The organism is Synechococcus sp. TAK9802 (assembly GCF_014279535.1).
Taxonomy (GTDB): domain Bacteria; phylum Cyanobacteriota; class Cyanobacteriia; order PCC-6307; family Cyanobiaceae; genus Parasynechococcus.
The window spans coordinates 1,920,400-1,942,843 of record NZ_CP047937.1; the positions used below are offsets into that span (position 1 = coordinate 1,920,400).

25 protein-coding genes are annotated in these 22,444 nt (G+C 63.2%); 16 read left to right on the forward strand and 9 right to left on the reverse strand.

Going from position 1 to position 22,444, the window contains the following annotated elements:
• Nucleotides 1-34: 34 nt before the first annotated feature.
• Genes rpaB through SynTAK9802_RS11115 form a run of 5 tightly spaced genes read left to right on the forward strand, consistent with a single transcriptional unit; the run spans nucleotide 35 to nucleotide 4,703 of the window.
• The gene (gene rpaB, locus SynTAK9802_RS11095) at nucleotides 35-781 is read left to right on the forward strand and encodes a response regulator transcription factor RpaB (protein WP_186496266.1); all 747 of its coding nucleotides are present in this window, start codon (nucleotides 35-37) and stop codon (nucleotides 779-781) included.
• Nucleotides 762-2,081 (forward strand): phosphate acyltransferase PlsX, encoded by a 1,320-nt coding sequence (gene plsX, locus SynTAK9802_RS11100; RefSeq protein WP_186496267.1) that lies wholly within the window; start codon nucleotides 762-764, stop codon nucleotides 2,079-2,081. Before rpaB ends, plsX begins: the two co-directional genes overlap by 20 nt.
• Before the next feature lie 27 nt (nucleotides 2,082-2,108).
• Nucleotides 2,109-3,128: a beta-ketoacyl-ACP synthase III gene (locus tag SynTAK9802_RS11105; RefSeq protein ID WP_186496268.1), complete on the forward strand. Its 1,020-nt coding sequence runs from the start codon at nucleotides 2,109-2,111 to the stop codon at nucleotides 3,126-3,128.
• A gap of 28 nt (nucleotides 3,129-3,156) precedes the next feature.
• Entirely contained in the window at nucleotides 3,157-4,053 is an 897-nt protein-coding gene (fabD, locus tag SynTAK9802_RS11110; protein WP_186496270.1) for an ACP S-malonyltransferase, read from the forward strand.
• Nucleotides 4,050-4,703, forward strand: a complete 654-nt coding sequence (locus SynTAK9802_RS11115; protein ID WP_115081170.1) for a 1-acyl-sn-glycerol-3-phosphate acyltransferase — start codon at nucleotides 4,050-4,052, stop codon at nucleotides 4,701-4,703. Before fabD ends, SynTAK9802_RS11115 begins: the two co-directional genes overlap by 4 nt.
• Here the strand turns inward: SynTAK9802_RS11115 and SynTAK9802_RS11120 are convergent.
• The 3 genes from SynTAK9802_RS11120 to SynTAK9802_RS11130 are packed head-to-tail and all read right to left on the reverse strand — an operon-like array spanning nucleotide 4,666 to nucleotide 6,112.
• The gene (locus tag SynTAK9802_RS11120) at nucleotides 4,666-5,241 is read right to left on the reverse strand and encodes a YdcF family protein (RefSeq protein ID WP_115081171.1); all 576 of its coding nucleotides are present in this window, start codon (nucleotides 5,239-5,241) and stop codon (nucleotides 4,666-4,668) included. The genes SynTAK9802_RS11115 and SynTAK9802_RS11120 overlap by 38 nt on opposite strands.
• Nucleotides 5,241-5,864, reverse strand: a complete 624-nt coding sequence (gene tsaB, locus SynTAK9802_RS11125) for a tRNA (adenosine(37)-N6)-threonylcarbamoyltransferase complex dimerization subunit type 1 TsaB (protein WP_186496272.1) — start codon at nucleotides 5,862-5,864, stop codon at nucleotides 5,241-5,243. The genes SynTAK9802_RS11120 and tsaB overlap by 1 nt, the downstream gene beginning before the upstream one ends.
• Nucleotides 5,861-6,112 carry a Ycf34 family protein gene (locus tag SynTAK9802_RS11130; protein ID WP_115131232.1) on the reverse strand — a complete coding sequence of 84 codons (252 nt, stop codon included), beginning with the start codon at nucleotides 6,110-6,112 and terminating at the stop codon, nucleotides 5,861-5,863. Before SynTAK9802_RS11130 ends, tsaB begins: the two co-directional genes overlap by 4 nt.
• 32 nt (nucleotides 6,113-6,144) lie before the next feature.
• On the opposite strand from SynTAK9802_RS11130, the gene SynTAK9802_RS11135 reads away from it, so the two are divergent.
• Nucleotides 6,145-7,338, forward strand: a complete 1,194-nt coding sequence (locus SynTAK9802_RS11135) for a CCA tRNA nucleotidyltransferase (RefSeq protein WP_186496274.1) — start codon at nucleotides 6,145-6,147, stop codon at nucleotides 7,336-7,338.
• A 61-nt stretch (nucleotides 7,339-7,399) separates the two neighbouring features.
• On the forward strand, nucleotides 7,400-7,831 hold the full coding sequence (locus SynTAK9802_RS11140) for an RNA-binding protein (protein ID WP_186496276.1): 432 nt from the start codon (nucleotides 7,400-7,402) through the stop codon (nucleotides 7,829-7,831).
• Nucleotides 7,832-7,901: 70 nt separating this feature from the next.
• Here SynTAK9802_RS11140 and SynTAK9802_RS11145 read toward each other — a convergent pair whose 3' ends face one another.
• The gene (locus SynTAK9802_RS11145) at nucleotides 7,902-8,810 is read right to left on the reverse strand and encodes a phytoene synthase (protein WP_186496278.1); all 909 of its coding nucleotides are present in this window, start codon (nucleotides 8,808-8,810) and stop codon (nucleotides 7,902-7,904) included.
• Nucleotides 8,811-8,813: 3 nt separating this feature from the next.
• The gene (gene pds / locus SynTAK9802_RS11150) at nucleotides 8,814-10,232 is read right to left on the reverse strand and encodes a 15-cis-phytoene desaturase (RefSeq protein ID WP_186496280.1); all 1,419 of its coding nucleotides are present in this window, start codon (nucleotides 10,230-10,232) and stop codon (nucleotides 8,814-8,816) included.
• An 88-nt stretch (nucleotides 10,233-10,320) separates the two neighbouring features.
• Here pds and SynTAK9802_RS11155 point away from each other — a divergent pair, with 88 nt between their 5' ends.
• Nucleotides 10,321-10,668 carry an NAD(P)H-quinone oxidoreductase subunit M gene (locus SynTAK9802_RS11155; RefSeq protein ID WP_186496282.1) on the forward strand — a complete coding sequence of 116 codons (348 nt, stop codon included), beginning with the start codon at nucleotides 10,321-10,323 and terminating at the stop codon, nucleotides 10,666-10,668.
• Complete coding sequence (locus SynTAK9802_RS11160) at nucleotides 10,665-11,300, forward strand: DUF3172 domain-containing protein (RefSeq protein WP_186496284.1); 636 nt, start codon at nucleotides 10,665-10,667, stop codon at nucleotides 11,298-11,300. Before SynTAK9802_RS11155 ends, SynTAK9802_RS11160 begins: the two co-directional genes overlap by 4 nt.
• Here the strand turns inward: SynTAK9802_RS11160 and SynTAK9802_RS11165 are convergent.
• Nucleotides 11,291-12,280 (reverse strand): LysR family transcriptional regulator, encoded by a 990-nt coding sequence (locus tag SynTAK9802_RS11165; RefSeq protein WP_186496286.1) that lies wholly within the window; start codon nucleotides 12,278-12,280, stop codon nucleotides 11,291-11,293. The two genes, SynTAK9802_RS11160 and SynTAK9802_RS11165, sit on opposite strands and share 10 nt — an antisense overlap.
• An 81-nt stretch (nucleotides 12,281-12,361) precedes the next feature.
• On the opposite strand from SynTAK9802_RS11165, the gene SynTAK9802_RS11170 reads away from it, so the two are divergent.
• The 6 genes from SynTAK9802_RS11170 (at nucleotide 12,362) to SynTAK9802_RS11195 (ending at nucleotide 19,533) form a co-directional block, all read left to right on the forward strand.
• Complete coding sequence (locus SynTAK9802_RS11170) at nucleotides 12,362-13,093, forward strand: NnrU family protein (protein ID WP_186496288.1); 732 nt, start codon at nucleotides 12,362-12,364, stop codon at nucleotides 13,091-13,093.
• A gap of 34 nt (nucleotides 13,094-13,127) precedes the next feature.
• The gene (locus tag SynTAK9802_RS11175) at nucleotides 13,128-15,137 is read left to right on the forward strand and encodes an NAD(P)H-quinone oxidoreductase subunit 5 (RefSeq protein ID WP_186498214.1); all 2,010 of its coding nucleotides are present in this window, start codon (nucleotides 13,128-13,130) and stop codon (nucleotides 15,135-15,137) included.
• A gap of 89 nt (nucleotides 15,138-15,226) precedes the next feature.
• Nucleotides 15,227-16,864 (forward strand): NAD(P)H-quinone oxidoreductase subunit 4, encoded by a 1,638-nt coding sequence (locus SynTAK9802_RS11180; protein ID WP_186496290.1) that lies wholly within the window; start codon nucleotides 15,227-15,229, stop codon nucleotides 16,862-16,864.
• 81 nt (nucleotides 16,865-16,945) lie between these two features.
• Nucleotides 16,946-17,347 carry a lipopolysaccharide assembly protein LapA domain-containing protein gene (locus tag SynTAK9802_RS11185; protein WP_186496292.1) on the forward strand — a complete coding sequence of 134 codons (402 nt, stop codon included), beginning with the start codon at nucleotides 16,946-16,948 and terminating at the stop codon, nucleotides 17,345-17,347.
• A 58-nt stretch (nucleotides 17,348-17,405) separates the two neighbouring features.
• Nucleotides 17,406-18,308, forward strand: a complete 903-nt coding sequence (locus SynTAK9802_RS11190; RefSeq protein ID WP_186496294.1) for a segregation/condensation protein A — start codon at nucleotides 17,406-17,408, stop codon at nucleotides 18,306-18,308.
• Nucleotides 18,309-18,354: 46 nt separating this feature from the next.
• Nucleotides 18,355-19,533, forward strand: coding sequence for an NDP-sugar synthase (locus tag SynTAK9802_RS11195; RefSeq protein ID WP_115009929.1), 1,179 nt, complete (start codon nucleotides 18,355-18,357; stop codon nucleotides 19,531-19,533).
• Here the strand turns inward: SynTAK9802_RS11195 and SynTAK9802_RS11200 are convergent.
• Complete coding sequence (locus SynTAK9802_RS11200) at nucleotides 19,514-20,419, reverse strand: methylenetetrahydrofolate reductase (protein ID WP_115131243.1); 906 nt, start codon at nucleotides 20,417-20,419, stop codon at nucleotides 19,514-19,516. The genes SynTAK9802_RS11195 and SynTAK9802_RS11200 overlap by 20 nt on opposite strands.
• Before the next feature lie 67 nt (nucleotides 20,420-20,486).
• Here SynTAK9802_RS11200 and SynTAK9802_RS11205 point away from each other — a divergent pair, with 67 nt between their 5' ends.
• On the forward strand, nucleotides 20,487-20,765 hold the full coding sequence (locus SynTAK9802_RS11205; protein ID WP_011365335.1) for a helix-turn-helix transcriptional regulator: 279 nt from the start codon (nucleotides 20,487-20,489) through the stop codon (nucleotides 20,763-20,765).
• 208 nt (nucleotides 20,766-20,973) lie between these two features.
• Here the strand turns inward: SynTAK9802_RS11205 and SynTAK9802_RS11210 are convergent, their stop codons facing one another.
• Together SynTAK9802_RS11210 and SynTAK9802_RS11215 are read right to left on the reverse strand one after the other, a co-directional pair.
• Nucleotides 20,974-21,480 (reverse strand): CYTH domain-containing protein, encoded by a 507-nt coding sequence (locus SynTAK9802_RS11210; RefSeq protein ID WP_115009926.1) that lies wholly within the window; start codon nucleotides 21,478-21,480, stop codon nucleotides 20,974-20,976.
• A gap of 3 nt (nucleotides 21,481-21,483) precedes the next feature.
• Entirely contained in the window at nucleotides 21,484-22,434 is a 951-nt protein-coding gene (locus SynTAK9802_RS11215; protein WP_186496296.1) for an NAD(+) kinase, read from the reverse strand.
• Nucleotides 22,435-22,444: the final 10 nt, after the last annotated feature.

Genomic DNA, 22,444 nt, shown 5'->3' on the forward strand with positions numbered 1-22,444 from the left:
TTTGTGGCGAGAAGTGACTAACGCCTCGGTGCCCATGACGGCCACGGCTCCCACCAAGGAAACGATCCTCGTGGTCGACGACGAGGCATCAATCCGACGGATCCTGGAAACCCGTCTATCCATGATCGGATACAACGTCGTAACCGCCTGCGACGGCACCGAAGCCCTGGAATTGTTCCCCACCTGCACCCCCGACCTGGTGGTGCTGGACGTGAGGATGCCAAAGCTGGACGGCTATGGCGTCTGCCAGGAGCTGCGCAAGGAATCCGACGTTCCCATCGTGATGCTGACGGCCCTCGGCGACGTGGCTGACCGCATCACCGGGCTTGAGCTCGGTGCCGATGACTATGTGGTGAAGCCCTTCAGCCCGAAGGAGCTGGAAGCCCGCATCCGCTGCGTGCTGCGCCGGGTCGACAAGGAGCAGGTGGCGGGCATTCCCAACTCCGGCGTCATCCAGGTCAGCGACCTGCGCATCGACACCAACAAACGCCAGGTGTTCCGCGGCGATGAACGCATCCGCCTAACGGGGATGGAATTCAGCCTGTTGGAACTGCTGGTGAGCCGTTCCGGCGAGCCGTTCAACCGCGGCGAAATCCTCAAAGAGGTGTGGGGCTACACCCCGGAGCGCCATGTGGACACCCGGGTGGTTGATGTTCATATCTCCCGTCTGCGCTCCAAATTGGAGGATGATCCTGCCAATCCCGAGTTGATCCTCACAGCTCGGGGCACCGGCTACCTGTTCCAGCGCATCGTCGATTCCGTTGCCTCCGAAGGACCCTGATCCCACCCCGGCCCCTCAGCCGCGGCATAAAACAAACCGTCCTCGGGCGATCCGTCGCCTGGTGATTTGGTATCGGCGCAATGCCGCCGTCACAACCATCGTTGATGGAGCTGCAAGCTCAGCAACGGCCGCGGGTTCGATGGCCGGCAACGTGGCCGAAACCGTTGTCTCCGGAGCAGGCACGGTGGCCAGCAGCGTGCTCCAACCGCTGGGGTTTGATCCCCTGCGCTGGCTGCAGGGGGGCACCGATGCCGATGAGATCGACGATGCAGAGCGCCTCTGGGTGGCCGTCGATGGCATGGGCGGTGACCATGCGCCGGGGCCGATCCTGGAGGGATGCCTGGACGCCATTGACCGGCTGCCGCTGAAGATCCGCTTCGTGGGGGAGATCGACAGGGTGATGGCTGCCGCCACCAGCCTCGGGCTACGCGAAGCCTTGGAGAGTGCGCGTGCGGCAGGACATCTGGACCTGGTGGCCAGCGGGCCCTCCATCGGCATGGATGACGAAGCCACGGCGGTGCGGCGCAAACGGGACGCCAGCATCAATGTGGCCATGGACCTCGTGAAGAAAGGCGAGGCCGAGGCGGTGTACTCCGCCGGCAATTCCGGGGCGGTGATGGCCTCGGCGATTTTTCGGCTGGGACGGCTGAAGGGCATCGACCGCCCCGCCATCGGTGCTCTGTTCCCCACCAAGGATCCAGGCAAGCCGGTGTTGGTGCTCGATGTGGGCGCCAACATGGACTGCAAGCCCACCTACTTGCACCAGTTCGCCCTGCTGGGGAACATCTACAGCCGGGATGTGCTGCAGGTGAAACGGCCACGCATCGGCCTGCTGAACATTGGCGAGGAGGAGTGCAAGGGGAACGATCTCTCCTTGAGGACCCACGAATTGCTGCGGGACGAATCCAGGCTCCACTTCGCCGGCAACTGCGAAGGCCGGGATGTGCTTTCGGGCGACTTCGATGTGGTGGTCTGCGATGGATTCACCGGCAATGTGCTGCTGAAGTTCCTGGAGTCCGTCGGCAGTGTTCTGCTGGGGGTGCTGCGGGCGGAGCTGCCCCGAGGGCGTCGCGGCAAGGTGGGATCAGCGTTTCTGCGCAGCAACCTGAAGCGCATCAAGAAGCGGCTCGACCATGCCGAACACGGTGGTGCCCTGCTTCTGGGCGTGAACGGCATTTCCGTGATCGGCCACGGCAGCAGCAAGGCCCTCTCAGTGGTCAGTGCCCTGCGAATTGCCCACTCCGCAGCCAGCCATGGGGTGATGGAGGATCTCGCCACGCTGCAACAGGGTTGTGATTGACTGACGCGACGTCAATCAACCTCCGTCTTGGTCGAGCCGCTCAGCACAACCAGGGGGGTGTTGTTCCGAGGGTCTGGCAGCGCGACGCCCAGCCGCTCGATCAGCAACGCAGAGCTGGGCCAGCGGGTTGAGACGAGTGACGAATGGATCCGCAGTCGCACAGGCATTGCCGCGCGACGGGTGGTCAACAGCGACGAATCCCTGGCGGAACTGAGCGGGTTGGCGGCGGAACGCGCCTTGGAGATGGCCGGTTGGTCGGCCGACAGCCTCGATCTCATCCTGTTGGCCACCTCCACCCCAGACGACCTGTTCGGTTCGGCCCCAAGGCTGCAGGCGCGCCTCGGCGCCACCCATGCCGCGGCCTTTGATCTCACCGCTGCCTGCAGCGGCTTTCTCTTCGCGGTTGTGACCGCCGCCCAGTATCTGCGCAGCGGGGCGATGCGCCGCATCCTCGTGGTGGGAGCCGATCAACTCAGCCGCTGGGTGAACTGGGACGATCGCCGCTCCTGCGTTCTCTTCGGTGACGCGGCCGGTGCCGTGGTGCTGGAGGCCTCAGAGAACGGCCAGGACGATCTCGACGGATTCCTGTTGCGCTCCGATGGCAGCCGCGGCGAAGTGCTCCAGCTGCCCCAGGTGAACCAGCGCCAGCCCCTGGTGGGGGACGCCAGCCATCAATGCGGCGGCTTCGACCCCATCCAGATGAACGGTCAGGAGGTCTACAAATTCGCGGTGCGCGAGGTGCCGGCGATTCTCGAGAAGCTGCTTGCACAGGGTGGTGTTGCCGCAGATTGCCTGGATTGGCTGCTGCTGCATCAAGCCAACCAGCGCATCCTTGATGCCGTGGCGGATCGCTTCTCGGTGCCCTCCGAAAAAGTGCTCAGCAACCTGGCCCACTACGGCAACACCTCGGCGGCCACCATTCCCCTGATGCTGGATGAAGCCGTGCGGGATGGCCGCATCCAACCCGGCCACCGCATCGCCAGCAGTGGATTCGGAGCGGGATTGAGCTGGGGTGCAGCCCTCTTCCGCTGGAGCGGGCCCGCCTAATCTCCGGCACGGTCTGCAGAACACAGCAATGACGATCGCCTGGGTCTTTCCCGGTCAGGGCTCTCAAAAAGTGGGCATGGCAGAAGCGCTGCTCAGCATCGAAGGCAGCCGCGAGCGTTTCGCCATGGCCTCCGAGCTGCTGGGGCGTGATCTGCTGGCGATCTGCCAAGGGGAAAGCGGCGGTGGTGATGGCCTGGATGACCTCAACGACACCCGCAACACCCAGCCCGCCCTGTTTGTGATCGAATCGGTGCTGGCCGACAACCTTCAGCAGCAGGGCCGCGAGCCTGCGCTGGTGGCCGGCCACAGCCTGGGCGAGCTGGTTGCTCTGTACAGCGCAGGGGTATTTGGGCTGGAGACCGGTCTGCAGCTGATGAAAACCCGCTCAGAACTGATGGCGAACGCCGGGGGCGGCGCCATGACGGCCGTGATCGGCTTCGATCGCGCTCAGCTGGACGATCTGGTGGCCGCCACGGACGGCGTCAGCATCGCCAACGACAACAGCGATGCGCAGGTGGTGATCTCTGGCTCTCCAGAGGCCGTGGAACGCGTGAGTGGAGCCCTGAAATGCAAACGCGCCATCCCCCTGGCCGTCTCCGGAGCCTTCCACTCCCCGTTCATGGCGGAGGCGGCTGAACGCTTCGCCGCCGAGCTGGACAACGTGCCCTTCCTGGATGCCCGCGTTCCAGTACTCAGCAACAGCGCCGCCAGCGCCAGCACCAGTGCGGACGAGCTCAAACAGCGCCTGAAGCAGCAGATGACCACCGGTGTGCGCTGGCGCGAAACCATGGCAGCGATGACCGACAGCGGTGTGAACACCCTGGTGGAAATCGGTCCGGGCAACGTGCTCAGCGGCCTGGCCAAACGCAGCATGAGCGGGGTCACCACCGCCCAGATCTCCGGGGCTGGAGACCTCGGACAGTGAGTCAATCCAGCCTCGTCCGCACCCCCAAGCCGAGCCTCACCTACCGGCTGGTCAGCAGCCTGCTGGTGTTCCCGGTCTTCCGCTTGCTGTTCCGCGGATCGACCTCCGGGAACAACCGAGTGCCCATGCAAGGCCCCCTTGTGGTGGTGGCCAACCATGGTTCGCACCTGGACCCGCCCTTGCTGGGCCATGCCCTGGGACGCCCCGTGGCCTTCATGGCTAAGGCAGAACTGTTCAGCATCCCGTTGCTGGGGCGCTTGATCCGGGCCTGTGGTGCTTATCCCGTGCGGCGAGGTGCCAGCGATCGTGAAGCGATCCGCACCGCAACGGCTCGACTCGAAGAAGGCTGGGCAACGGGGGTGTTCCTGGACGGCACCCGACAGAACGACGGCCGGATCAACAACCCACTCCCCGGAGCGGCCCTGCTTGCGGCTCGCACGGGAGCCCCGCTGCTGCCGGTGGCCATCTGCAACAGCCACCGCGCCTTGGGCAGCGGGCGCAGCTGGCCGCGCCTTGTGCCGATTCAGCTGCGCATCGGCGACCCCATTCCAGCCCCGGCCAGTCGCCGCAGGCCTGATCTGGATGCCACCACCGCTCTGCTGCAGGAACGCATCAACGCTCTGCTGGATCAGGGTCCGCAGCATCCCTGAGGTCGCGACCGGTCATCACCCACGCCACCGCACGAAGCCAATCACTCCATTGCTTGAGGCGTCCCTCCTGGGTGCAGTCCTCGCGGCAGGCCACGGGAACGCCGGTGAGCTGAATTCCGCGACTGCCGGCCACCACCTGGCCCACCGCCATAGAGCGGGGCAGGTGGTCTTCGCTGGTCACCAGCAGCACGTGGCGAACACCATCCGCCTGCAGCTCATCCACCACAGACGTGAAATTGCTGAGGGTGTCACGGGCCCGGTAATCCAGGGTGACGCGGTCGGGATTGAAGCGCTCCTCACTGAGCATCCATTCGGCGTACTCACGGTTGCTGCCGCCGCTCACCAGCAGGGGTAGATCGAGCTGACGTGCCAACCGGGCACCCATTCGTTCCCTGTCCACATCACCCCCGAGCACCAGCACCAGCTGGGGCGGGCTGCGATCCAACAGAGCCCGCCGATAGGGCGACAGCGGGCCGGGCCCCAACAGCCAGGCCATCAAACCAGCTCCCAGCAGTAGCCCTGTACGCACGCCCGCCATCAAACCTGTCCAACAGGTGACGTGGGGTAGATCGGCAGCACCTCAGCCCAGGGCATTGCAGCCCTGGCGGCATGGCTGCGCTGCAACAGCTGCAGGAGCCGCGCCACATCCGCTTCCACATCCAGCTGCACCTCAACAGCAGGCTTGGGTGATGCCCCCTGAGGCAGCAAGGTCGGCAGGCTGAGTTCGTGAACCTGCCCGGCCGTGATCCGGTACTGACCACCCACCACCCCGCGCCGGGGCAACTCCTGGGTGATCCAGAACGGTTCCCCCTGCATGGCTTGGGGCAGTTGCCGCTCCAGGCGTGGGGCCATCAGGGCATAGCTGCTCACCCCCAGCAGGGGGCAATCCAGCTGTTGCGCCAGGGTGCGGGCCATCACCACCGTGAGGCGGGTGCCGGTGAAGCCGCCGGGTCCCGTCGCGACGGCAAGGCCCTGCAACTGGGGCCAACGCTCAGGAGGGAGGAGCGCCTGAACCCGCGAAATCAAGCTGTTGGAGAGGCCCCGGCCATCCGGATGAGCCTGCACCAGGGGCTCTGCCCCAGGCTGCTGAGGATCCAGCAGCGCCATGCCAAAGCAGTCGGAACAGCTGTGCAGGGCAAGCAGCAGCGGTGGAGCCGTCATCGGGGCAGCTCCTGTCCAGGACGGCAACGCTGCCACCGGCCTGGATCCGCCTTGAAGCTGGAGCAGGAACGCACATCCCACTCAATCCCGGCCTGGCCATCGGGGAGATCCATCACCGACACGTGGATGCGGGGCGCGTCTGGCTCAAAATCCGGGGCCTGGGCTAGATGCGGAACACCATGCTGACGCTCAACTGCGTGATAGGCCTGACAACGGTCGACCCAGCTGCAATCCACGCAGATGCACATGCCTCCCGAGGCCGTTCACTCCCCCCATTCTGATGGCCCAAGGCTCCGGCAACGTATTGCTTGACCAGCTGCGAGAGCGACTGGCTCCAGCCCAATGGCCTCTCCCCCTGGCACGGCTTCCGGAGGGCACGGCGCTGGTGGGTGGCGCCGTGCGGGATGGCTTGCTGGACCGTCTCCAGGAACAGCCGGATCTTGACCTGGTGGTCCCATCCGATGCCATCGCTCTGACCAAGGCCCTGGCCCAGGAGCTCCATGGCACGTGTGTGGTGCTGGACGCGGAACGGAGCATTGCTCGGCTGGTGCTTGGGGGCTGGACGGTCGACATCGCCCGACAGGACGGAGACCGCATCGAAGACGACCTCTGGCGGCGCGACTACCGGCTCAATGCCATCGCCGTGTCGCTCCAGCCCTGGGGAGAGCTGTGGGACCCCACAGGGGGACTGAGCGACCTTCAGCAGGGCTGCCTGACCGCCGTCTCGGAAGCCAACCTCATCGACGACCCTCTGCGGTTGCTGCGGGGATTGCGGCTGATGGCGGAAATCCCTCTCACCATGTCTAGCCAGACCATGGCGTGGATTGAGCGCCACGCCGCACGGCTTCCGGAAGCGGCACCGGAGCGAATCCTGGCGGAGCTGCAGCGCCTGGTGCGGGGCGAACACGCTGACGCCGCGATGGCAGCCCTCACAAGCCTGCCGTTGCTGCATCCCTGGGCGGCCGGAGGGCAACCTCCCACGCCCGGCAACATCGATGGCCTGACCAGCGAGGAAGCCGCAGAAGCAGTGCCCCTGGCGCGGCTGACGGCCCTGGTGAGCGATGAGGGCCTCAGCCAACTTCGCGCCAGTCGCGCCCTGCGCCAGCGCTGCAAACGGCTGCGGAGCTGGCAGCAACGCACCGGCCAGGCACCGGACGCGCTACCCGAGAGCGATCGACTGCAATTGCATGAGGAGCTCGAGGGGGATCTCCCCGCCCTGGCCCTGCAACTGCCCATGCCCGAAAAAGAAATCTGGCTGCGTCGATGGCGCAACGCCGAGGACCCTCTTTTCCACCCCAGAACCCCGGTCGACGGCAATGGCCTGCTGACGGCCCTGGAGGTCGAACCCGGCCCCCGTCTCGGACGCCTGCTGCATCATCTGAAGCTTGAACATGCCTTTGGACGCATCCAGACCCCAAGCGAGGCACTGAAGGAGGCCCAACATTTCTTGACCCGTGAAAGCGAGGCTCTGTGATTAACTTTCCTGGTGTCAATGATGACGGTCAGACACCGACAGATCGCATTTCCTTTCCTTCATGAGCATCCGCCTGTACATCGGCAACCTGCCGCAGACCTTTGAAGAACAGGAGCTGGTGGCTCTGCTCAAGTCGGTGGGAGAAGGGATTCGGTTCAAGTCTGTTCTCGACCGCGAAACCGGTGCATGCCGCGGTTTCGGCTTCGCCAACGTGGACGATCCGAAACTGGCCGACGCCGTGATCGAAACTCTCAACGGCAAGGAGTTCGGTGGCAGTGCCCTGCGGGTCGAGCGCTCCGAGCGTCGCGACAACAATGCTGGCGGCAACCGTCGTGGAGCTCCCAATGCAGCCGGCCAACCTCAAGTCGCCCGCAAGGCTGTGAACAAGGTGGTCCACAGCGATGCGAAGAGCGAAGGCGCTCCAGACCCCCGCTGGGCCGGCGAATTGTCCAAGCTCAAGGATCTGCTGGCCAACCAGAAGACGGCGGTTTAATCCGTCGCTGATCTCATCAAGGGAAAAAGAAGATCAACTCCACCCCTGCCGGTCATCCCGGCAGGGGTTTTTAGCGTGACTGCGCCAACAGGAATGAACGGGGCAGATCAAGCAGCTTGTTGACCTTGGCCACATAGGCACGGTGATTGAACACGTCGTAATCGACCCGTTCAATTTCATCCAGGATGCCGCGGTACAAGCGCAACGACGTCCACACCGGCCAGCGCGCATCGGCGGACAGCCAACGGACTCCGGCTTCGGAGCGGGCATACCAATCGCGAGCCCGCTCCAGCTGGAAGCGCATCAACGCACGCCAGGCGTTATTGAGGATTCCGGCCATCAGCTCCTCCTCTGAATAACCGAACCGCTCGAGATCTTCCTGGGGCAGATAGATACGACCACGGCCCCGGTCTTCCCCCACATCCCGAAGGATGTTGGTGAGTTGGTTGGCGATCCCCAGGGCGACGGCAGCATCGGAGGTGTCCGGACAGTCGCTCCAGGGGGCTGAGGTGTAGGCCTGGTCGACGCCCATCACCCCCTGGGTCATCAGGCCAACGGTGCCTGCTACGCGATAGCAGTAGAGCTTGAGGTCTTCAAAGCGAGGGTAGCGGGTCCAGGTGAGGTCCATCCGCTGGCCCTCGATCATGTCGAGGTAAGGCTGAATGCCCTGGGGAAAGCGCTCCAGGGTGTCGACCATCACCGCATCCAGGTCGTCCTCCACCCGACCCTCAAAAACAGCACGGGTCTTCTCTTCCCAACGGTCGAGCCGCTCTGCAAGCTCCTCCACCGGACGCGCCTGGGCCTCCGGACTGTCCATCAACTCATCCGTGCGCCGGCACCACACATAGATCGCCCAGATGGCACGCCGCTTCTCCGGAGGGAGAAGCAAGGTGCCTATATAGAACGTCTTGGCCCACTCGGCGGTTTCCCGACGGCAGGCCTCAAAGGCTGCGTCGAGATCCGGGGAGGCGAGGGGCATGGCTCAGGCCGTCACAGGCTCACTGGAAGAGGTCGATGATGCCAGCTGACCTGTCTTGCGGTCCACCGCACTGGCGCAGAGCTTGCCGCTGAGAACAGCACCCTCCATCGAGGCGAGATAGCGCTGCATGGTGTAATCGCCCGCGAGGAAGAAGTTCTTTATCGGGGTGGTCTGATCCGGGCGAAGCTCCTGGCAGCCGGGAGTCGTCTTGTAAACGGACAACGGCGTCTTCACGACCTTGTATTTGCGCAGGGTGGCGGGGTTGTCGCCACTGAAGTGCATCGGGAACAGCTTCTTGAGCTCGCCCATGGTGGCCTCGATGATCTCCTCATCGGGGCGGCCGATCCAGTCTTTAGCAGGAGCAAAAACCAGCTCAAGCATCGACTTGTCGGGATCTTCGTACTCCCTGCAGGTGATGCTCATGTCGGCATACACGCTGAGCAGAGGGGAGCGGCTGAACAACAGATGGTCGATGTCGGTGAGCTTGCGATCGAACCAGAGGTGCAGGTTGATCACAGGGACACCCCGGAGGCCATCCAACTTCTGGAACACTTCCATCTGCTTCCAGGGCTCGGGCAGCAGCAGCTTGAAGGGATCCACCGGCAAGGCACTGACGTAGGCATCAGCGGTGAGGTCGAAGCTTTCCTTGCCCTTCACGCCACCGATGTGGAAGGCCGCCACAGAACCATCGGGATTGAGCTTGATCTCACGCAGGGGGCTGTCGAGATGCACCTCACCACCCAGTGATTCGATGTGCTCGACCACCGGCTGGCAGAGGCGCTCCGGCGGTGCGCCATCCAGGAACGCCATCTGGGAGCCGTTCTTCTCCTGCAGGAAGCGGTTCAGGGCCGTGAGCACCACGGTGGCGGAGATCTCATCGGGATCGATGAAATTCAGCGCCTTGCTCATGGCGATGAACACCTCATCATTCACCCGCTCTGGGATGTTGTGGATCCGCAGCCACTCCGTCCAGGAATACTTGTCGCACTCCTCGACATACCCCTGACCCCGGAGCATGGCGGGGACCAGTCCCAGGCCGAAGCTGATCTTCTCCGGCCAGGTGAGCATGTCGTTGTTGCCCAGGATCGCCGCCACACCATTCACAGGTGCCGGCAGATCAGGGAAATCAAAGCGGCTGTAGGTGCCGGGCTCCTCGGGTTGGTTGAAGATCATCGAATGGCTCTTCCACTGCAGCCGGTCTTCGATGTTCAGCTCCTTGAACAGCTGCAGCATGTTCGGGTAGGCCCCGAAGAAGATGTGCAGGCCGGTTTCGTACCAGTCGCCGTCTTCGTCTTTCCAGGCCGCCACCTTGCCGCCGAGAACATCCCTGGCTTCCACAATGATGGGGGTGTGGCCGGCATCCGCCAGGTATTTGGCACAGGAGAGTCCAGCAAGACCAGCTCCGGCAATAGCGACGCGCATGCGGCCGTCTCGAAAGTGAAACCAACCTTAAAAGGGCTTGACCCCCGTTCGCTTCTTAAAGTCGTGTCAGCTTTCCCGTGGGCGCGTCTTGGCTGACACCCTTCTCAAGTGCACCACCCGCCACGTGCGCCTGTTCACAGCAGCACTTCAAGAGGAGGATCTGGTTCCTTCGGATGACCGACTGACCTTGGATCTGGATCCCGACAACGAATTTCTCTGGGATGCAGCCAGCCTCGCCAAGGTGCAGGGACGCTTCAAGGAACTGGTGGATGCCGCAGCCGGTGGCGAACTGAGTGACTACACCCTGCGCCGCATTGGTACAGACCTGGAGGGATTCATCCGGCAACTGCTCCAGGCCGGAGAACTCAGCTACAACCCGGATGGCCGCGTGCAGAACTTCTCCATGGGCCTGCCCCGCACCCCAGAACTGTTGTGACCGGCTCGCGCTACGACCGCGGCGGCCGCCGACCGCGTGATGGCCGCTACAACCGCGGTGAGCGGGACCGCTATGACGCTCCAGCCCGGGGCGGATACGGCCGTCCTCCCGGCCCGCCACCAGGTGGTGGAGGCGGCCAGGGCGGCTTTCAATTCAGCACCCTCACCGTGGCCGTCTTGGCAGGAGTTCTCGTGGTGGGAATCGGTATCGGCAGCGCTGTCACCAGCACCACGACGGGAGACCAGGGAAACATCGCCAGCTCCCAGCAACTGGACATGGCCGTTCCCGACCCGGAGTTCTGCCGCCAGTGGGGGGCGAGCGCCTTCGTCATGGACATCGAGATGTACACGACGCTCAACCCCTCCAGCAGCTTTGTGACCCAGCCAACCCTGCAACCGGGTTGTGTGATCCGTCGGGAGAACTGGTCGGTGCTGCGCAAGGAGGGGGCCATCACCGCCGAGCAGGAGCGTGAGTGCAAACAACGGATGAACACCTTTGCCTACATCGGCTCTGTTCGGGACAAGCCCGTGGTGCGCTGCGTCTACCAAACCGACATCAGTGAGAACAAATTCCTCACCCGAGGCGTGGCAGATGACGCTGTGGGCGTGACACCCGAGGCCGATCAGTTCTGAACCAGTTGCTCCCCGATCGCTTCAGGCACGAGCTTCGCTGCCTGACGAATCGGGCTGTCAGCGCTGGCAAAAACGGGCAGAACGTCATTGCGGAAGGCCACCGAGGCGCGTGAGCAGTAGCGGGCGGGATGGGTGATCAACTTGAGCTGGCGCCGCACCTGCAGATCAGCCACCTGGGGCCGGTGAATCGTGCCCGCCGATAACTCCCGCTCGATCGACACCACAGGGACAAAGGCGGCGCCCAGGCCCGCCTGAACGGCGTTCTTGATGGCTTCCAGCGAATTCAGCTCCATATCGATGCGCAGGCGCTGCACATCCAGGCCGGAGCGTGCCAGAAGCTGGTCAACCATCTTCCGGGTGGTGGATTGCGCATCGAGGCAGACGAAGCCCAGTCGATACAAGTCTTCCTTGGTGAGTTCAGCCAGTCGGGCCAAGGGGTGCTTCACCGGCAGCACCAGCGCCAGCTCATCACTGGCGTAGGGCACCACCTGCAGCAGTTCATTGAGTTCCGCCGGCAATTCACCACCGATGATCGCCAAGTCGATCTGACCGTTGGCCACACTCCAGCCCGTGCGTCTGGTGCTGTGAACCTGGAGCTGCACGGACACGTCCGGATATTTCTGGCGGAACAGGCCGATCATCCGGGGCATCAGATAGGTGCCGGTGGTCTGGCTTGCCCCCACGATCAGGGACCCACCTTTGAGGTTGTGGAGATCATCCAGGGCCCGACAGGCTTCGTGGCACTGGCTGAGGATCCGGTCGCAATAACTCAGCAGCAGATGGCCAGCTTCAGTGAGCTGCGCCTTGCGCCCGCCGCGATCAAACAGCGAAACCTCCAGCTGCTTCTCCAGGTTCTGGATCTGAAGGCTGACGGCGGGCTGGGTGACGTAAAGACTATCGGCTGCCTTCTTGAAGCTGCCCTCACTGACAATCGCGCGAAGGATCCGCAGCTGGTCGAGGGTGAACGGCAGATCGGCCACCGCGGAACACCCGGAGGAACACCAGAAATTTAGGACCGCCACGTCCGACAGCCAGAATCACGCCCTTCCAACGCAGCCGCCATGGCCTCCACCCACCACAGCAGCGTCGTGATGCTGGTGCTGCTGATCCTGTTTGCCGTGATTCACAGCGGTGGTGCTGCCCTGCGCAGCCGGGCTGAGGCCGTGATCGGAGCACGGGCCTGGCGCCTGATCTTCGCGGCAGCCAGCATTCCCTCGGCCGTGGTGGTGATCGGATGGTTCCTGGCCCATCGCTACGACGGGGTGCGGCTTTGGAATCTCCAGGGCGTGCCTGGGGTGATTCCGCTCGTGTGGATCGGAACCGCCATCAGTTTTCTCTTCCTCTATCCAGCCACCTACAACCTGCTGGAGATCCCGGCGGTGCTGAAACCGCAGGTGCGTCTTTACGCCACGGGGATCATCCGCATCAGCCGCCATCCCCAGGCCATCGGGCAAATCCTCTGGTGCCTCACCCACGCCCTCTGGATCGGCAGCAGCTTCATGCTGGTGACCTGCGTGGGCTTGATCGGCCATCACCTCTTCGCCGTCTGGCATGGCGACCGGCGCCTGAAGGCCCGCTTCGGCGAAGCCTTTGACGAGCTCAAGGCCAGCACCTCAATCGTGCCCTTCGCAGCGGTGCTGGATGGACGCCAGAAGTTGCAGTGGCAGGAATTCGTTCGACCGGCGCAACTGGGCATCGCCATCGCCGTCGGCGTGTTCTGGTGGGCCCATCGCTTCATTCCGACGGCTGCCGAGTTGATGCGCAATTCAGCACTCCAGAACCTGATGGGCTGAGCTGCCTACACTCGCTCCAACCTCCTTTATGCGGATGCCCTCGGCCGAGGAACTCGCCTGGCTCATTCCGGTTCTGCCCCTGTTCGGCGCAGTGCTGACCGGGTTGGGATTGATCAGCTTCAACCGCACGATCAATCGGTTGCGCAAACCCGTTGCGCTGCTGTTGATCTCCTGTGTTGGCGCAGCTGCGAGCCTCAGCTACAGCATCCTGTTCAACCAGCTCAATGGGGCTCCGCCCGTTGAGCATCTGTTCGTCTGGGCCAGTGCTGGCAGCTTCGTTCTGCCGATGGGCTACGTGGTGGATCCGCTTGGGGCGGTGATGCTGGCGCTGGTCACCACCATCGCCCTGCTGGTGCTGGTGTACTCCCACGGCTACATGGCCCATGACAAGGGCTATGTGCGCTTTTTCACCTACCTGGCGCTGTTCAGCAGCTCCATGCTGGGTCTGATCATCAGCCCCAATCTTCTGGAGATCTACGTCTTCTGGGAACTGGTGGGTATGTGCTCCTACCTGCTGGTGGGCTTCTGGTACGACCGCGATGGTGCCGCCCACGCCGCTCAGAAGGCTTTCGTGGTGAACCGGGTTGGTGACTTCGGCCTGCTGCTGGGCATCCTTGGCCTGTTCTGGGCCACTGGGAGCTTCGATTTCCAGGGAATCGCCGATGGTCTGCAGAACGGCCTGGCCGCCGGAACGGTGGCCCCATGGGCAGCGCTGCTGCTCTGCCTGCTGGTGTTCATGGGTCCGATGGCCAAGTCGGCCCAGTTCCCCCTCCACGTTTGGCTGCCCGATGCCATGGAGGGCCCGACGCCGATTTCAGCGCTGATTCACGCCGCAACGATGGTGGCCGCAGGGGTGTTCCTGGTGGCCCGCCTTGATCCCCTCTACGCCCAGTTCCCCATCGTTCAAACCGTGATCGCCGTCGTTGGCACGATCACCTGCTTCCTGGGGGCTTCCATCGCCCTCACCCAGATGGACCTCAAGAAAGGTCTGGCGTACAGCACCGTCTCCCAGCTCGGCTACATGATGCTGGCGATGGGTTGCGGTGCCCCTGTCGCCGGCATCTTCCACCTGGTGACTCATGCCTTCTTCAAGGCGATGTTGTTCCTGGGATCAGGCTCCGTCATCCATGCCATGGAGGAGGTGGTGGGCCACGAGCCCGTTCTTGCCCAGGACATGCGCCTGATGGGCGGCCTGCGCAAAAAAATGCCCGTCACCTCGATCACCTTCTTCATCGGCTGTATCGCCATCAGCGGCATTCCGCCCCTGGCCGGCTTCTGGAGCAAGGACGAAATTCTTGGTCAGGCCTTCAACAGCTACCCACTGCTCTGGGTGGTGGGCTTCCTGACCGCGGGGATGACGGCCTTCTACATGTTCCGGCTCTACTTCCTCACCTTTGAAGGGGAGTTCCGCGGCAATGACACCGCCATGCAGGCCCAGCTGCTGACCGCGGCTGGCAAGGATCCTTCCGAGCACCACGCCCATGGCGGCAGCGTGCACGAGTCGGCCTGGCCGATGGCGGCCCCCTTGGCGGTGCTGGCGGTGCCTTCCGTCCTAATTGGCCTCTTGGGCACCCCATGGAACAGCCGCTTTGCGGGCCTTCTCAATCCGGAAGAAGCCCTCGAGATGGCCGAACAGTTCAGCTGGGGCGAGTTTCTCCCCCTGGCAGGCGCCTCCGTGGCCATCTCCGTTGCCGGCATCAGCCTTGCTGTTCTGGCCTATGCCCTGCGTCGGATTGATCTGGGGCAGCTGGTGGCCGGCCGCTTCCCGGCGGTGAATGCCTTCCTCGCCAACAAGTGGTATCTCGATGTGTTGAACGAAAAGCTGTTCGTTCGCGGCAGCCGCAAACTGGCGCGGGAGGTGCTCGAGGTGGACGCCAAAGTGGTGGATGGCGTGGTGAACCTCACCGGACTGCTCACCCTCGGCAGCGGCGAAGGTCTCAAATATCTCGAGACCGGACGGGCCCAGTTCTATGCCCTGATTGTGTTTGCCGGTGTGATCGGCCTGGTGGTGCTGTTTGGCGTGATCGGCGGACCAATCGCTTAAGGCCCATCGTCCATGTGTGTCATCGCCTATCGAGGTGATGACACAGCGGCCATGATTTCTACGATCCATCCAGTGAGGATCGGATCAGCGTGTTCGAATTCGCAGTCGCCGGACTCAGCGATCCGGTGCAGGCAACCGTTCCATGGCTGAGCCTGTCGATCCTGGTGCCGATTGTGGGTGCCCTGCTGGTTCCGCTGGTTCCAGACAAAGGCGAGGGCAAACAGGTGCGCTGGTACGCCCTGATCGTGACGCTGATCACCTTCCTGATCACCGTTGCGGCCTACCTCACCGGCTATGACCCCAGCCTGAGTGGTCTGCAGCTGTCCGAACGGGTGAGCTGGCTGCCGGATCTTGGCCTCACCTGGGCGGTGGGAGCCGACGGGCTCTCGATGCCGTTGATCCTGCTCACCAGCTTCATCACCAGCCTGGCCTGCCTGGCGGCATGGCCGGTGAGTTTCAAACCGCGGCTGTTTTATTTCCTGCTGCTGGCCATGGACGGCGGCCAGATCGCTGTGTTCGCCGTGCAGGACATGCTGCTGTTCTTCCTGGCCTGGGAGCTGGAACTAATTCCTGTGTATCTGCTGCTGGCCATCTGGGGCGGCAAGAAACGCCAATACGCCGCAACCAAATTCATCCTCTACACCGCCGGCAGCTCCCTGTTCATCCTGTTGGCCGCCCTGGCCATGGGCTTCTTCGGCGGCGGTACCCCCAGTTTTGAGTACACCGCTCTCGCAGCCAAAGACTTCGGCACGGGCTTTCAACTGCTCTGCTACGCCGGTCTGCTGATCGCCTTCGGCGTGAAGCTGCCGATCGTGCCGTTGCACACCTGGCTGCCGGATGCCCATGGCGAAGCAACGGCACCGGTGCACATGCTGTTGGCCGGCATCCTGCTGAAGATGGGCGGCTATGCCCTGCTGCGCTTCAACTGTGAACTGCTGCCAGCGGCCCACTCTCAGTTCGCCCCACTGCTGATCGTGCTGGGGGTGGTGAACATCATTTACGCCGCCCTCACCTCCTTCGCCCAGCGCAACCTCAAGCGAAAGATCGCCTACAGCTCGATCAGCCACATGGGCTTCGTGCTGATCGGCGTGGGCAGCTTCAGTGCCCTGGGCACCAGTGGCGCCATGCTGCAGATGATCAGCCACGGCTTGATTGGCGCCAGCCTGTTCTTCCTCGTGGGTGCCACCTACGACCGCACCCACACGCTTCAGCTGGATGAGATGGGAGGCATTGGCCAGAAGATGCGCATCATGTTCGCGCTCTGGACGGTGTGTGCCCTCGCCTCCCTGGCCCTGCCCGGCATGAGCGGGTTCGTGAGCGAACTGATGGTGTTCGCTGGTTTCGCCACGGATGAGGCCTACACCCTGCCCTTCCGCGTGGTGATCTGCGGGCTGGCCGCCGTCGGGGTGATCCTCACACCGATCTATCTGCTCTCGATGCTTCGCGAGATCTTCTTCGGCAAGGAAAAAGAGGAGCTGGTCTCCCACACCAACCTGGTGGATGCGGAGCCGCGCGAGGTGTACATCATCGGCTGCCTACTGGTGCCGATCATCGGAATCGGGCTGTACCCCAAGCTGATGACCGACAGCTACCGCAGCTCGATTGAAGCCCTGGTGAACCGAAACCTGGGTGCGATGGAACAGGTGATCTCACCAACGGCCCCCCTGATTCGAGGTCAGGCGCCCGTTCCAGCAGTCATCCAGGCCCCCGGCCTGGGCGCGTCATAAAAGGCGCGTCATAAATCACGTATCGATTCCGATTCATTCCCAGCCAACCGTCCGTAAGTTCCAGGGGAACGCTCCCCTGCCATGCGTCAGATCAACTTCGGCCTGATCTTCAGCTTCGGCCTGATCACGGTGTTCTTCACCCTGGCGAACACCAGCCCCACGACGGTTCACGTGTTGCCCGGTGTGGAGTACACCCTGCCTTTGGCGGGTCTGCTGCTGCTGGCAGCAGGGTTGGGAGCCGTGTCGGCCTGGTTCTTCGCCGCCTGGACCGGGATGCTCAACAACGTTGAACAGTTCAGCAAGGCGAACGAATACGAAGCACAGCAGGTGCGGATCCAGGAACTGGAGACCGACCTCAGCCGCTACCGCTCCACCGTTGAAACCCAGCTGGGCCTCCTCCCCGCAACCACCGTCAGCGCGACCAGTGCCGAGAGCGACGAAAACAACCAGGCGGAGGTCTCCGACGCCAGCAGCGCGGCCTGAGGCAGCACTGGCGACACCGGTTGAGGACCGATACCTTGCCGGGAAAGGGTGAATTGACTTGCTCCAGGTGGCCCCCAACGACGGCGCTGATGCTGGAGCCCGCCTTGCGATTCGGCTGCTGCAGGACGCAGCGGAGCGGGGCGATCTCGATCCCTGGGATGTGGATGTGATTGCCGTCATCGACGGCTTTCTAGATCAACTCCGGCAACGCATCGAAGTTCCCGGGCAGGTGGCGGCCGCCCTGGCCGGACGGGGCGGCAGCTACGAACGGGACCTGGCTGATAGCAGCGAAGCCTTCCTGGCCGCCTCCGTGCTTGTGGGACTCAAGGCGGAGATGCTTGAAACCAGCATGTTGCCGCCGCCGCCTGAAGTCGAAGATCACTTCGATGCCGACTTCGATGAGCAAGGCTGGCTGGATCCGGCCTTTGATCTGCCCCGACGGCCGGAACGTCATCTGCAGCGGCGACCCGTGGCACCCCCGCCATTGCGTCGGCCCGTCACCCTCGGGGAGCTGATCGAACAGCTGGAAACAATTGCCGAGCAGCTGGAATCAGACGAACTCGAGGCACGCCGCCGCAAACGGCAGAAGCGCTACAGCAACCGTGAAGCCATCGCCCAGGTGGCCGGACTGGCCCACCGCGAAAAGCTGCCGGAAACAACCGCAGCACTGGGGGTGTTTCTGAACGGTTGGGAGACCGCCCTGGACTGGGTGGGCTTCGATCAACTGGTGGACCAGTGGGAGGTGGCCGCCGCGGCGGACCTGGACCGTGACCGGGTCGGGGTGTTCTGGGCCCTGCTGTTTCTCTCCTCCCAGGGACGGGTTGAGCTGAAGCAGGAGGGTTGGCTCCACGGACCGCTGCGACTGAAATTCATCCCCGCGAGTGGCACTGCAAGGCAACTGCCGATCCGCAGCCTTCAGGTGCCAGATCCGTCGCCGACCCGGACGGTCGTGGCGGCCTAAGACCGGGTCTATGGTCACTACCTTGTATTGACCCGACCAAACGCCAATGAAGGCTATGATTCTGGCGGCTGGTAAGGGGACGCGCGTCCAACCGATCACCCATGTGATCCCCAAGCCAATGATTCCTATCCTGCAGAAGCCGGTGATGGAATTTCTGCTGGAACTGCTCAAGGAGCACGGTTTCACCGAGGTGATGGTGAACGTCTCCCACCTGGCCGAAGAGATTGAAAATTACTTCCGGGATGGCCAGCGTTTCGGGGTTGAAATTGCCTACAGCTTTGAGGGACGGATTGAAGACGGCGAACTGATCGGCAGTGCCCTGGGGTCTGCTGGCGGGCTCAAAAAAATCCAGGATTTCCAGCACTTCTTTGACGACACCTTCGTAGTGCTCTGCGGCGATGCGCTGATCGACCTTGATCTCAGCGAAGCGGTACGCCTGCACAAAGAGAAGGGTGCGATCGCCAGCCTCGTCACCAAAAGGGTCCCCAAGGATCAGGTGAGCAGCTACGGCGTTGTGGTCACCGATGACCAGAACAGAATTTCAAGCTTCCAGGAAAAGCCCAGCGTCGACGAAGCCCTCAGCGACACGATCAACACCGGCATCTACATCTTTGAACCGGAAATCTTTGAACACATCCCTTCGGGTCAGTCCTTCGACATCGGCTCGGATCTGTTCCCGAAACTGGCCGAGCTCGGTGCCCCCTTCTATGCCATCCCGATGGATTTCGAATGGGTTGATATCGGCAAGGTTCCCGACTACTGGCAAGCCATCCGCAGCGTGTTGATGGGTGACGTCCGTCAGGTGGGCATCCCCGGCAAGGAGGTGCGTCCCGGGGTTTACACCGGTCTGAATGTGGCCGCCAACTGGGACAAGATCAACGTCACCGGACCCGTCTACGTGGGCGGCATGACCAAAATCGAAGATGGCGCAACGATCGTTGGGCCCACCATGATCGGCCCCAGCTGCCACATCTGTGAGGGCGCCACGGTCGACAACTCGATCATCTTCGACTACTCGCGCATCGGCCCCGGCGTGCAGCTGCTCGAGAAGCTGGTGTTCGGCCGCTACTGCGTGGGCAAGGACGGTGATCACTTCGACCTGCAGGAGGCCTCGCTCGACTGGCTGATCACCGACGCCCGTCGTCAGGACCTTGTGGAGCCTTCCCCGCAGCAGAAAGCCATGGCGGAGCTGCTCGGCACCGACCTCACCCAGGCAGCGAGCTGAGTCCGGCGCGATCCAGGATCAACGGGATGCGCTCTTCCGCCTTGATCGCCATCAGGTGAACGCCACGAACGATGCCGAGATAACGCTTCACCTGTTCAGCGGCGATGGCCACACCCTCCATGGCGGGATTCTCGGCGCACTCCAGCCGATGGATCAACGCATCGGGGATGCAGGCTCCCGGCACAACGCGGTTGATGAATCGGGCATTCTTGGCTGACTTCAGCAGAAACACGCCAGCGAGCACGGGCAGACCCAGGGGGCCGGCCAGTTCGTGCTGGAAGCGCTCGAGCGCTTCAGGGTCCATCACCATCTGGGTTTGAACGAAGCGGGCTCCTGCCGCCTGCTTGCGTTGCAACCGGCGCTGGAGACCGCTCCAGCTCCTCGATTGTGGGTCGGCGGCACACCCGGCAAACAGCGTGGTCGCCCCATCCGGCAGGGTGCCCTGCACGGGATCCACACCCCGATTGAGGGAATCCACCTGCTGCAGAAGCTTCACCGACTCGAACTCATTCACCGGCCGAGCATCCGCCTGATCGCCCGCCCGCACCGGATCGCCAGTGAGACACAACAGGTTGCGGATCCCCAAGGCATGGGCCCCGAGCAGATCGGCCTGAAGGGCGATGCGGTTGCGGTCCCGGCAGGCCATCTGCAACACCGGCTCCAGACCGGCCTCAAGCAGCAACTTGCAGGAGGCCAGGCTGCTCATCCGCATCACGGCCCGACTGCCATCGGTCACATTCACGGCATGGACACGGCCTTGCAGCGATGCGGCCATGGCCAACATGTGGGAGGGGTCGGCTCCACGGGGAGGCATCACCTCGGCCGTGAGCACCTGATCCCCGGCCTCAATTGCGCGCTGCAGCGCCGTGCTCAAATCTCGTTCCATTTCACCGGCCCACTATGCAGGATCAGACCGGTCGTCCGGACTAGCATGATCCCAACGGTGGTCGCCCATGTCCTCCCTCGACGGTACCGATCCTCTGGAGATCTCCCTCTCTGCCAGGGAGATCGAGATCATCGAACTCGTGGCCGAAGGACTGACCAATCAGGAAATCGCTGACCGTCTCACCATCAGCAAACGAACGGTGGACAACCATGTGAGCAACGTGTTCACCAAGACCGGTTCGAAGAACCGGGTGGCACTGCTCAATTGGGCCATGGACAACGGCAAGATCTGCCGGGACGGCTTCAACTGTTGCGTCCTTCCAGAACACGATCCCCCCTCAGCCTGATCGTGGAGCTGACAGGCTCCGGCAAGCTTTGAAGGGAGGTGGGGCCCACAGGGATCTGAAACAGCGTGGCGTATTCCAGACAGGCCTCCACGCTGGAGCCAGCGAAGCGAAGCATTCCAGTTGTGTCGTACAGACCCACCACTGGAAGGAGCCACCAATCAGAACTCCTCAAAGCTAAAGGAAATCTGAAGGCAAATCCAGTCCGGCCTTAGGGCCAGCCAAAACGTCGACGCTGCGCCTCAGGCCAGGACTGAACAGGATGCTGGGCCAGCACCGCATTGCTCCAGCGGGATTCCCCGGTGATCTCCTCGCCACACCAGGGCGGAATCAGCAGATCCGCCTGGGCCGATGCCAGCTCCACCTCCGCCAGCACCAAGGGGGCGTTCTCGCCTTGGAAACAATCCACCACCCAGTCACCACCAGGGCAATCCAAGGCGTAGCGGACTTTGTCCAGGCGGTGCGGCGCCAGATCCCAGAGGGCTTCGGCATCCGCCACGGGAATCGGATATTCGAACTCGTGGCGCACCAGGCCAACGGCATCAGCCGCCGCCTTCAGGGTGAGCCAGGCCTGATCCGATCCGCGCAGACGCATCCGCACCGTCACACCGTCGGCACTGGCGGCCAGGTAGCCCTGACGCAGCGGCTGTGCGGGGCCGGCACTGCTGCGCCAGGCGTCCGACCGCACCAGAAAGCGCCTTTCAATCTCAAGGGCCATGGCTCAATTCTGCGAGGGCTGAGACGCGTGCAGGCTTCCCGCCCAATGCAGCTTGTGGGAGAGGGTTCGGTAATACGACGGGCTTTGATTGAGCAACACCATCAGGGCATGGTGGCGGGCCTGCTGAACAACACAGCACTCACCAGGCTCCAGCACCGTGCAGCCCACACCGTCCTTCCACAGCTTGATGCGGTGATCCCCAGCCCCGAGGGGCCAGATCACCAACCTGGCCCGGGGCGGCACCACCAGCGTTCGGCTGGAGAGGCTCATCGGGCAGATCGGGGCAACAATGATGGCATCGATGCCGGGGTGAAGAATCGGTCCCCCTGCCGCCAGGGCGTACCCGGTGGACCCCGTAGGGGTGGAGAGGATCAGGCCATCACCACGCACCTGGTCGATCACTTCCCCATCGATCTCGAGCTCCAGGGTGCAGGTGGGCGAAATCTCATCGCGGTAGGCCCGCAGGTAGAAATCGTTGAAAGCCCAGTGATGCTCTTCATCGTCTTCAAGATCCGGCTGTTGCAACGGGCCCGGCGAAGCCGCTCGATCTTCAGCGGAGCGTCGATCCACCATCGCCTGAAGCATCATGCGCCGTTCGATCGCAAACTGATCGTCCTGAAGGCGTTGCCAGATCTGATCGCCACGCAACACACGCCGATCATGGGTAAGAAAGCCCAGATGGCCTCCCACATTGATGCTGAGGATCGGGATGTCATGCACCGCCAGGTGGCGGGCAGCCCCCAGCACCGTGCCATCTCCCCCCAGCACCAGCGCCAGGTCGGGCAACAACTCCTCAACAGCCAGCAGACCGGGGAAAGGATTCACCCGCGGCCCCGACATCGCCGTGACCACGTGGGAGCCGAGAGCTTTCAGCTCCTTGGCACATTGGCGGGCTTCACGCTGGGCAGGCTGGCTATCGGCCCGATAGATCACCCAGACCCGATCGAGACGCATGACCCAGGTA